The organism is Streptomyces sp. (genome assembly GCF_031181555.1).
GTDB classification, from domain to species: Bacteria; Actinomycetota; Actinomycetes; order Streptomycetales; family Streptomycetaceae; genus Streptomyces; species Streptomyces fimbriatus.
Window position 1 is genome coordinate 21874 of the sequence record NZ_JAPSKQ010000064.1, and the last position, 8747, is coordinate 30620.

Genomic DNA, 8747 nt, shown 5'->3' on the forward strand with positions numbered 1-8747 from the left:
CCGGCGCTACACTGCGGCCATGCGCTACGGGGTGCTCGGCCCGCTGGCCGTCTGGGACGCCGAGGGGCGGCCCGTCAAGGTCCCCGAAGCGAAAGTGCGCGCCCTGCTGGCGAACCTGCTGATCCACGGGGGCGGACCGGTTCCGGCGGACCGTCTGATCGAGGACCTGTGGGCGGGCAGCCCACCGGGCGGGTCGGTCAACACGCTGCAGACCAAGATCTCCCAACTGCGCCGCGTGCTGGGCCGGGAGCAGGTGGTCCGCGAGCCCGCCGGCTACCGGTTGCTGCTCGCGGACGACGGGGTCGACGCGCTGCGGTTCCAGGAACTGGCCGAGCGCGCCCGCGCCCACGAGGAACCGGCGGTGAGGGGGAGGCTGTTCGCCGACGCGCTCGCGCTGTGGCGGGGCCCGGCCTACGCCGACGTGGCCGAGTCCCTGTTCGCCCGCAGTGAGATCGCCCGGCTGGAGGAGCTGCGCCTGACCGTCGTCGAGGACCAGGCCGAGGTGCGGCTGACGCTGGGTGAACACACGGCGCTGGCGGCGGAGTTGGGGGAGCTGGTGGCGCGGCATCCGCTGCGCGAACGACTGCGCACGGCCCATATGCGCGCGCTGTACCGGGCCGGGCGGCAGGGCGACGCGCTGCAGAGCTTCCACGAGCTGCGGCGTCAGCTGGCGGAGGAGCTGGGGGTGTCCCCCGGACCGGGGATCTCCGCGCTGCACGAGGCGATCCTGCGCCAGGAACCGCAGCTGGCCACGCCCGCCGTCGGGTCACTGTCGTGCCGTACCAACCTGCCCACGCCACTGACCCCGTTGATCGGCCGGCGGAAGGCGGTCGACCAGGTGCGAGCACGGCTGAGCTCCGACGCGGACACCCGCCTCGTCACCCTCACCGGTCTCGGCGGAGTGGGGAAGACGCGACTGGCGATCGCCGCGGCACGCGACATGACCGAACGGTTCGCCGACGGCGTGTGGTGGGTGGAACTGGCCGGTCTGGGTGCCGCGTCGACCCCGGACGACATCGCCGAGCGGGTCATCACGACGCTGGGCCTGTGCGACACCGCGGCGACGGAGCCGGACCTGGACGACCTGGTGGGCTGGCTGTGCCAGGCGGTGGCCGACAAGCACCTGCTGATCCTGCTGGACAACTGTGAGCACCTCGTCGAGCCGGTCGCCGTGCTCGCCGGAGCCGTGCTGTCGGCGGTGCCCGCGGGGCACCTGCTGGTCACCAGCCAGGAAGTCCTCGACATCCCTGGCGAGGTGGTGCATCCGGTGCCTCCGCTGGCGTTGCCGGAGCACACCGATCCGGATGCGGTCGCCCGGTCCAGCGCCGTCGAACTGTTCGTGGAGCGGGCGGCGGCAGCGGCGCCCGGCTTCGTCCTCGACGCGGACAACGCGGCGGCTGTTTCCGCCATCTGCCGTCGCCTCGACGGTATCCCGCTCGCGCTGGAACTCGTGGCGTCCCGGCTGCGGACGCTGAGCCCGGACGAGCTCGCCGCCTGCCTGAGCGACCGGTTCGCCCCGCCCGAGGTCCGGGTGCGCGGGCTTCCGGTCCGGCAGCAGACGCTGCGGGGCATGCTCGACTGGAGCTGGCAGCTGCTGACCGCGGACGAGCGGACCGTGCTGCGGCGCCTCGCCGTGCACGCGGACGGCTGCACCCTGCCGTCCGCCGAGGCGGTCTGCGCCGACCGGGACCTGGACGCCGAGCGGGTGCCCGACCTGCTGTCCCGGCTGGTGGACCGCTCGCTGGTGGTCCGTGAGGCGAACCGGTTCCGGCTGCTCGAATCGGTGGCCGCCTACTGCGCCGAACGGCTGGCGGAGGCGGGCGAGGAGGCTGCCGTCCGGGCGCGGTTCGTACGCTGCTACACCGAGTTGGCCGAGCGGGAGGGCGAGCGGCTGCGCGGCCCGGACCAGCGGCGCTGCCTGGAGCGCCTGGACGCGGAGACCGTCAACCTGCGCCGCGCCCTCGACCTCGCGGTCGCCGAGGACGCCGCAGGACACGCGGTGCGGCTGGTGAACGCGCTGACGTGGTACTGGTTCCTGCGCGGGCGGCTCACCGAGGCCCGCAGGTCGCTCCAGACGGCGTTGGCCGCCGCCGGCGAGACCGACCCGGCCGCGTGCCTGACGGCGCGGGCCTGGCTGGCCGGCATCGAGCTGCGCACGTCGTCGGCCGGCGCGACACCGGTCCCGGCGGATGAGGACCCGACGGCCGGTGTCGACGATCCTGTGCTGCGGGCCCGGTTGCAGTGGTTCGTCGGCACCGGTCTGACCGGCCACGGCCACCACCGGGAGGGGCGGCAGCTGCTGGAGGCGAGCCTGGCCGGTGCGCGCACCGCCCGAGACCGCTGGGGCGAGGCCGCGGCGCTGGTCGAGCTCGCGCGCCACGTCCCGGCCCAGGGCGAATCCCACGCGGAACTGGGCGCCGCGCTGTTCCATGAGGTCGGCGACCCCTGGGGCCGGCTCCGGGCCAACCGGTCCCTGGCGCTCGTGGCCGAACGCGACGGTGACCGCGCGCGGGCGGAGCGGCTGCACCGGGAAGGTCTCCCGATGGCCGAGGAACTCGGGCTGTGGACCGAGGTCGTCGAGGCACTGACCTGGCTCGGCAGGACCGCCCTGGCGGACGGCCACGCCCGGCGGGCGACGGAACTGTACGAGCGCGCGCTGTCCGTGTCGGCCGAACGGGCCTACAGCCGGGGTGAGATCCGTGCCGAGATCGGCCTGGGGCTCGCCGCACGCCTCCGCGGCGACCGGGAGGCCGCCAAGCGCCACCTGAACCGGGCGCTGGCCAAGAGCCGTTCACCGGGCCACGACGCCGGTGCCGCGGCCGCGCCGGCGGAACCGGACCTCGTCCCCCGGGCATGACCGGGTTCGTGCGCCGCCCTTTCGCCGGGGAGGGACGTCCGCTCCTCACGGGCGGCCTGCCCGTCACCGGTGGCCCGTCCGCCGCTGATGCCCGCCCGGGGTGCCGTGCGCGGGTCCGTCCGGGCGCTGCAGGCAGACGTCGGGGATGCCGTCGGCGTCCTCGCCGCGGTTCTCCGCCTCCCACAGCCTGCGGTAGATGCGGTCACGACGTTTGACCAGCAGCGCGGCCACGCCTGCGGCGAGCAGCGAGCCCAGCAGGACCGCGGCCTTGACCCGCCCGGCGGCTGCCGGGTCGGGGAAGGACACCTCGGTGATCAGGAGGGCGACCGTGAAGCCGATACCGGACAGCACCGCGAGGGCGAGGACGTCGGCCCAGGCCAGGTCGGGGTTGAGCCGGGCGCGGGTGAACCGGACGGCGAGGTGGGTTCCGACGAAGATCCCCACCGACTTGCCGATGACCAGTCCCAGCAGCACGCCCAGTGGCTCCGGGCGGGTGAACAACTCGCCCAGCACGGGGGGCGAGATGCTCACTCCGGCGGCGAACAGGGCGAACAGCGGCACGGCGAAGCCGGCGGACACGGGCCGCAGCAGGTACTCGGCGCGTTCCCCGGGCGAGGCGTCCTCCCCCGCTTCCCGGTCCCGGACGCAGCGCAGGACCAGGCCCATGGCCACCCCGGACACGGTGGCGTGCACCCCGCCGTTGTACGTCAGCGCCCAGATGACCACGCCCAGCGGCACGTACCACCACCAGCCGCGCACCCGGAACCGCTGCAACAGGTGGAACACCACCAGCCCGGCGAAGGCTCCCCCGAGCGCGACCGGCTGCAGACCACCGGAGAAGAACACCGCCACGACCAGGATCGCGCCCAGGTCGTCGACGACCGCCAGGGTCAGCAGGAAGGCCCGCAGAGCGGTGGGCAGGTGAGTGCTGAGCACGGCGAGCACCGCCAGGGCGAAGGCGATGTCGGTGGCCATCGGCACGGCCCAGCCTCCCGCGTACCCGCCGCCGGCCGTGACCGCGGCCAGGTAGATCGCCGCGGGTACCACCATGCCGCAGACCGCGGCGACGATCGGCAGGACCGCCATGGCCGGGGTACTCAGCCCGCCGGCCACGAGTTCGCGCTTGAGCTCGATCCCGGCGACCAGGAAGAAGACGGTGAGCAGCCCGTCGGCGGTCCAGTGCTGCACCGACAGATCCAGCCCCAGCGCGGGTACGCCGAAGTGGACGCCACGCAGCGACTCGTAGCTTCCGCTCCACGGGGTGTTCGCCCACACCAGCGCCACCACCGCGGCGCCCAGCAGCACCAGGCCGCCGACCGTCTCCGTCCGCAGCGCCCGGGCCACCTGCACGCGTTCGGACCAGGGCAGCAGCCCGAGGAAGACCGAACGCTCACGCGGTGCAGCACACAAGGAGGAACCTCCGGGGTATCGCCGCATGGCCACAAGAGTCCGCTTTGCGGGCTTTCCGGCGCGTTCCTCACACGCTATCGCGGCAGCATCCCCGGCCCGTGCACCTGCCCCGGGCGCATCCGGACGCCGTCCGCCCGGGGTCCCCGGCCGTCGCCGGACCCGCCGGACGGAGCCGGCTCGGGCGCGAAGGACACGCGCCGTTCACGTCGCCATGGACGCGGACGCGGCCATGAGCCGAGCGGCTGACGACGCGCTGGTCAGCGGCGGAACCACGAGGAGATCCCAACGGCCCGCGGTGTAGGACTGCAGCAGGATCCTGTGCGGATTCAGCGTGACGGCGAACCGGTCGACCGTCACCTCGTGATCGTTCACGACGACCACACCGCGTGGGACGAGCAACCAGTGGCGGGGGTTGACGGCGACGTGGGTGAGCCGGCCCCACAGCGGGTCGATCACGTCGGCCAGTTCGCCGAGCTCGCGCGCCAGGTCGCGGGTGCGGGGCCACCAAGCGCCGTCCGGCCGCCGGAAACGGCTGGCGGATCCGAGGACGAGGCGCGCGGACCGCGGCCGGAAGGGTGCCGCGTGCGGACGGAGCTGGGTCGTGCCCAAGGTCATGATGACGAGCCTGACTGCGGGCCTCCGTCGACAGGCGGAGCGCCCGGCGGTGTTTCACCGGGGACGGGACCGGCGGCGGCGCCGGCCCGCGAAAGCCCTCGGTACCCCCAGGCTACTCCCCGAAGTGCCCTGACAAGAGGCACCTGCTCATCGGCTGGACTCCAGCCATGAGCGGGCCGGCTCCTCCGCACGGGTCGTGTCCACGGTGAGTATGAGACGGGTCCCGCCTTCGTCGCCCGCGGGGAAGCTGCGCTGCTCGGTCGTGGCGAAGCTGCGGCGGAGGACCTCCGCCACTCGCCGGGCGACCTCGGGTGACGCGGCGACGACCTGTACTTCGGCGTACCCGGCGGGGGGTGCTTCCTGGGACGTCATGACGACCTCGCTGTGCGGCAGGGACGGAGCGCCGGTCACTCTACTCCGCCGTGCCTCTCGGAGACCCGGCCACAAGGTGTGGCACGCCGTGCCACGCCCGAGCGGCCGGGACAGCACCGAACGCGTCGCCCGGGGAGCCGGAGTGCCGCGACCGCCGGGCGTACGGCCCGCTCGACCGCCGGGCGTACGGCCCGCTCGGACGCCGCGAGGAGTAGGCTGGAAGAACCGAGGACATTCCGAGCACGGGCATTCGCGCCTGTGCCGTTTTCGGTGATCGAATACGCCGGGCCGGCTCCGGCCCGCCCGGGGCAGGGTCCGCGTCATGACTGCGACCGTCTTCCGCCCGACGACATCCGAAGGCCGACGCCCCACGTCTCCCGTGCGTCTGTCGCTCGCTCCCGCCGGCTCCGCACCACTCCTGCTGGACGGCGCCTGGTGGCCGCGCTCGCGCGATCTCACCGCCGAACTGCCCGCCCTGGCGTCCGTTCTCGATCCGCTGTGGGGACGGATCACCCGGGTCACGGTGAATCCCGCCCAGTGGCCGGTCGTCCCGCGCAAGGTGCCCGTCGCCGGGCACGTGGTGAAGGTGGGCTGGTTCCGCTCCGAGCAGGACGCGCACGAACTCCTGCTGCTCTCCTACCACGTGGGCCGCTGGAACCTGCTGGTGGTTCCCCCGCGGACGCCTCCCGCCGTGGCCGCCTGGCTGATGGCCGCCGCGAGCGACCCGCGCCGCACCGTGACCGCGAGCCGCCTGATGGCGGATGCCGCGCACCTGACGGCGACCGCCGAGGCCGACCGCACCGGGGAAGCGGTCTGGGAGTCCGAAGGGGGGCACGATGCCGGTGCTTCCGTCATTCCTCCGCGGGGCCGAGTGGTCATCGCAGCGCCGACGGACCGGCCGGAGAGGGCGTGAGGACGATGGACATCCTCGTGACGGTGATCGTGCTGCTGGCGGTGATCGCGGCAGGCGTGTTCCTCATCCACCGGCTCAACTCGCAGCACGGCGACAGGGCCGCCGCCTTCCACTACGGTCGCGACGGTGTGGCCGCACCGGGTCAGAAACCCGCTGACGGAAAGGCCGCACGCCGCCGGGCCGCCGCGGCGAGCGGCGCCGGCGAGCACCGGGACCACCGTGACGGCGGGCGCGGACGGCTGCGCCCTCGACGCCGTACCCACGGGTAGCCCGCGCGGATCCTGGTCCGGCTCGCCGTGCGGAGTGCCTCCGAGGGACCCGCCGAACGAGGAGTCATGCCCCCTGCACAGTTCAGTGTCCGGCACCAGAACTGCGGATCCCCCGACGCGATCACCGTCGTGGGCGACACCGACCTGACCACGGCGCCGCTCGTGCGTACCGTGCCGGCCCGGTGCCTGCACGGCCTCACCCGCACCGTCGACGTCGACCTCACGGCGGCCGGCTTCTGTGACGTCGGCGGACTGAACGTCTTCCTCGCGGCCCCGGAGACCATCGGGCGGACCGGAGCGCTCCTGCGCCTGCACGGCCCGCCGCATTCTTCGGTCCGTGTCATCGAGACCACCGGCTCCGACCTCCTGCTGCGCTCCCCGCGCCCCGCCGGTGAGGCGCGGGGAGAAGTCCTCACCGCCCACGCCGGCCGAGCTGGAGCGGCACACCGGCCGCGACCGGGCACCCGGCGCAGGACACTAGGCCCGGACGCGGGTCCGCCGGAGCGGTTCGCCGGCGCGGTGGAGGCTGGTGAGTGCCAGCCGGTAGGAGGCGATCAGGCCCGTCTCCGCGTAGTCGACGCCCAGGTCACGGCAGTACCGCCGGACGATGGTGCGGGCCTTGCGCAGGTTGGGGCTGGGCATGCTCGGGAACAGGTGGTGCTCGATCTGGTGGTTCAGGCCGCCGAGCGCGAGATCGGTGAACCGGCCACCGTTGACGTTGCGCGAGGTGAGCACCTGGCGGCGGAGGAAGTCCGGGCGGTCGTCGGCCGACAGGATCGGCATGCCCTTGTGGTTGGGCGCGAACACGGAACCGAGGTAGACGCCGAACAGGCACTGGTGGACGGCGAGGAAGGCGAACGCCATGCCGGGCGGCAGTACCCAGAACAGGGCGGTCAGGTAGACCGCGCAGTGCGCGAACAGCAGGGTGCCGTCGAGCGCCCGGTGCTTGAGCCGGCGGTTGGCGATCGCCCTGCCGCTCGCCACGTGCAGGTTGAAGCCCTCCAGCGTGAGCAGCGGGAAGAACAGGAACGCCTGCCAGCGGCCGATCAGGCGGGGCAGTCCGGTGGCGGCGCGGGCCTGGTCCTGGGACCAGACGAGCAGGTCGGGTTCGATGTCGGGGTCGAGGTCCTCGGTGTTGGGGTTGGCGTGGTGACGGGTGTGCTTGTCCTGCCACCAGCCGTACCCCATGCCGATCGATGCGCCGGCGATCCGCCCGGACACCTCGCTGGCACGGCGCCTGCGGAATACCTGCCGGTGGGCCACGTCATGGGCGACCAGGGCCACTTGCCCGTACATGACGGCCATGAAGGCGGCGACCGCCAGCGTCCACCACGAGGGGCCGACGAGGACGAACGCGATCCATCCGGTGACGTAGAGCGCGGTCACCGTGGTGATCCGTAACGTGTAGTAGCCGGGGCGGCGCCCCAGCAGTCCGGCGTCCGCGATCTCCCTCGACAGCCGGGCGAAGTCGCTGCCGGGGGTGTCGGAACGCGGGGCGGGGGTGGTGACAGTGGTCATGACGGTGAAACTCTCTGCGAAGCGGGCGGGTGGCTCGGAGCGGCCCCTGGGCGAGGCAGGCGCTGGGACGGGCGCGTACGCGGACGTGCCCACGGCGGCGCCCCACCCCCGAGGGGCACGAGTCCCCCGCCCGGTGGGTGTCACACGGCCGTGCGGGCCCGTCGTCCGCGTCGGGAACGGTTTTCAGCCTCCCCCGTGGGTGTCGGGCGCGCGGTCGTCCAGCGCGGCGGCCATGAGGGACACGGCGGCTTCCTCCGTCGCGTCCGGTGGGACGACGAGCAGGTCCCAGCGGCCGTGGCCGGGGGAGAGCAGGACGACGGTGTCCGGGGCGTGCGGCGCGGCGGCCTTGTGCAGGCGTACGACCTGGTTGGCGACGAGCAGGCGCCCTGGTGCCACTGACCAGGCGGTGGCGTTCACGGTGACGCCGGTGATGTCGCCCCACGCGATCGGCAGCGCGGCGAGCAGCTGCGGGAGCTGAGCCATGAGGTCGCGGGAGTGCGGCCACCACACTCCGTCGATCCGGCGCGGCAGCACGTCGCGGGGCGCGAGACGCAGGCGGAGGAGGGGGAGGGGCAGGGCGGACGGTGCGGCCCGAGCTGTGGTGAGCACGTGAGGTCTCTCTGACGAGGTGGGGTGCCAGGCGGTTCGGCAGGGCGAGGGGGGCCGCCCGGTGAGGGTGATGATCGGTCGGGGTGGTCCGGTCGGGTACGGCGGGCGGTGAGGCGGTCCGGTGCGGGCCGGCGGACGTCGGACACCCGGCCGCGGCGTTCGAGGACGCGGATCACGGCGGCCG

Annotated in this window: 8 protein-coding genes; 3 read left to right on the forward strand and 5 right to left on the reverse strand. The window is 73.7% G+C overall.

Going from position 1 to position 8747, the window contains the following annotated elements; translation table 11 throughout:
* Nucleotides 1-19 precede the first annotated feature (19 nt).
* The gene (locus tag RIM90_RS15570) at nucleotides 20-2857 is read left to right on the forward strand and encodes a BTAD domain-containing putative transcriptional regulator (protein ID WP_309061295.1); all 2838 of its coding nucleotides are present in this window, start codon (nucleotides 20-22) and stop codon (nucleotides 2855-2857) included.
* Nucleotides 2858-2920: 63 nt separating this feature from the next.
* On the opposite strand, the gene nhaA is transcribed toward RIM90_RS15570, so the two are convergent.
* From nhaA to RIM90_RS15585, 3 genes are all read right to left on the reverse strand, one after another.
* On the reverse strand, nucleotides 2921-4267 hold the full coding sequence (nhaA, locus tag RIM90_RS15575; RefSeq protein ID WP_309061296.1) for a Na+/H+ antiporter NhaA: 1347 nt from the start codon (nucleotides 4265-4267) through the stop codon (nucleotides 2921-2923).
* A gap of 201 nt (nucleotides 4268-4468) precedes the next feature.
* Nucleotides 4469-4882 carry a DUF5994 family protein gene (locus RIM90_RS15580; RefSeq protein ID WP_309061297.1) on the reverse strand — a complete coding sequence of 138 codons (414 nt, stop codon included), beginning with the start codon at nucleotides 4880-4882 and terminating at the stop codon, nucleotides 4469-4471.
* A 147-nt stretch (nucleotides 4883-5029) separates the two neighbouring features.
* Nucleotides 5030-5254, reverse strand: a complete 225-nt coding sequence (locus RIM90_RS15585) for a hypothetical protein (RefSeq protein ID WP_309061298.1) — start codon at nucleotides 5252-5254, stop codon at nucleotides 5030-5032.
* Between the two features lie 322 nt (nucleotides 5255-5576).
* Here RIM90_RS15585 and RIM90_RS15590 point away from each other — a divergent pair, with 322 nt between their 5' ends.
* Together RIM90_RS15590 and RIM90_RS15595 are read left to right on the forward strand one after the other, a co-directional pair.
* Nucleotides 5577-6167, forward strand: a complete 591-nt coding sequence (locus RIM90_RS15590) for a DUF5994 family protein (RefSeq protein WP_309061299.1) — start codon at nucleotides 5577-5579, stop codon at nucleotides 6165-6167.
* Nucleotides 6168-6172: 5 nt separating this feature from the next.
* Nucleotides 6173-6436, forward strand: a complete 264-nt coding sequence (locus RIM90_RS15595; protein WP_309061307.1) for a hypothetical protein — start codon at nucleotides 6173-6175, stop codon at nucleotides 6434-6436.
* Nucleotides 6437-6913: 477 nt separating this feature from the next.
* Here RIM90_RS15595 and RIM90_RS15600 read toward each other — a convergent pair whose 3' ends face one another.
* Together RIM90_RS15600 and RIM90_RS15605 are read right to left on the reverse strand one after the other, a co-directional pair.
* Nucleotides 6914-7954, reverse strand: coding sequence for an acyl-CoA desaturase (locus tag RIM90_RS15600; protein ID WP_309061300.1), 1041 nt, complete (start codon nucleotides 7952-7954; stop codon nucleotides 6914-6916).
* A 183-nt stretch (nucleotides 7955-8137) separates the two neighbouring features.
* Nucleotides 8138-8563 (reverse strand): DUF5994 family protein, encoded by a 426-nt coding sequence (locus RIM90_RS15605; RefSeq protein WP_309061301.1) that lies wholly within the window; start codon nucleotides 8561-8563, stop codon nucleotides 8138-8140.
* Between the last annotated feature and the right edge of the window lie 184 nt (nucleotides 8564-8747).

Bases quoted from the DNA above. Each gene is read 5' to 3' on its own strand.
- RIM90_RS15570 (WP_309061295.1), top strand. From the start codon at position 20: ATGCGCTACGGGGTGCTCGGCCCGCTGGCCGTCTGGGACGCCGAGGGG.
- RIM90_RS15580 (WP_309061297.1), bottom strand. From the start codon at position 4,882: ATGACCTTGGGCACGACCCAGCTCCGTCCGCACGCGGCACCCTTCCGG.
- RIM90_RS15585 (WP_309061298.1), bottom strand. From the start codon at position 5,254: ATGACGTCCCAGGAAGCACCCCCCGCCGGGTACGCCGAAGTACAGGTC.
- RIM90_RS15590 (WP_309061299.1), top strand. From the start codon at position 5,577: ATGACTGCGACCGTCTTCCGCCCGACGACATCCGAAGGCCGACGCCCC.
- RIM90_RS15595 (WP_309061307.1), top strand. From the start codon at position 6,173: ATGGACATCCTCGTGACGGTGATCGTGCTGCTGGCGGTGATCGCGGCA.
- RIM90_RS15600 (WP_309061300.1), bottom strand. From the start codon at position 7,954: ATGACCACTGTCACCACCCCCGCCCCGCGTTCCGACACCCCCGGCAGC.